Source organism: Arthrobacter sp. 18067 (assembly GCF_902706295.1).
GTDB lineage: Bacteria > Actinomycetota > Actinomycetes > Actinomycetales > Micrococcaceae > Arthrobacter.
The window spans coordinates 1-804 of the sequence record NZ_CACSJJ010000062.1 but is presented as its reverse complement, the minus strand read 5'-3'; the positions used below and the strand labels follow the sequence as shown (position 1 = coordinate 804).

Here is an 804-nt window from a genome sequence, read left to right as displayed (position 1 = left end):
CCAACCGCAGAGCAGGCGGCATCCCACCAGCCAAAGCCCACACCCAATACCAAACCCGCGCCCACCAACCCCTGGCCGCCTAACCCAAAACAAACAACGAACCTGTCTCAAGAACTTGACGACCGCAGTCCCTCTCTCACCTTCCGCAGGTTTTTAGGCGTCCCGCTCTCACCTTCTGGCGCCCTTCAGCCGGAAATGGCATGGAATAGACCGTAAACGGCGAGGACGATCACCGCCGCCCCAACGAGGAGGTCAGTCCAGGTCGCCAGCGTCTCCTTGGCGTTCTTGTTCTTCTTCGGAACATGCGTGATGCCAGCGACGAAAAGGAAGACACCCCCAGCGAATCCCGCCGGCAGCGCCCACGCCGGCACGAGCGCGAGAAGGCCCGCGAGCCCCATGCCCACGTTGGCCATGCCGAGTTCGCGGGTGAGTTGCTTCTCCTGGACAGTCGGGATGGAGGCACCGAGGATCGCAGCAGTCGGCCCCTTGCCCGAGACTTGCGCTACGCCTGCGACAAGCAGGCGCGTGCCAACACCCCAAAATACCCACCACTTACCCAACACGAGCACCGCGTCGCCGCCACTGACGGCGAGTTCGATGCTGCCGGCGATGATGGGCAACGCGACGGTCTGTGCGATGACCAGAATGAAGTAGCCCATGGGTTGGGGTCCCCTCGAGTTCCGACTGACAGCCTCAGAATAACGACAACATCGGCCCGAGGCGACAGCAGGACGTGAGAGAGGGACGCCCAAAACACGACCAAAGGTGAGAGAGGGACGCCCAAAACAGGACCAGAGGTGAGAG

1 protein-coding gene is annotated in these 804 nt (G+C 62.3%); it reads right to left on the bottom strand.

Going from position 1 to position 804, the window contains the following annotated elements; genetic code table 11:
* Positions 1-185 precede the first annotated feature (185 nt).
* Positions 186-659, bottom strand: a complete 474-nt coding sequence (locus GVL04_RS24065) for a DUF6790 family protein (protein WP_159709171.1) — start codon at positions 657-659, stop codon at positions 186-188.
* Between the last annotated feature and the right edge of the window lie 145 nt (positions 660-804).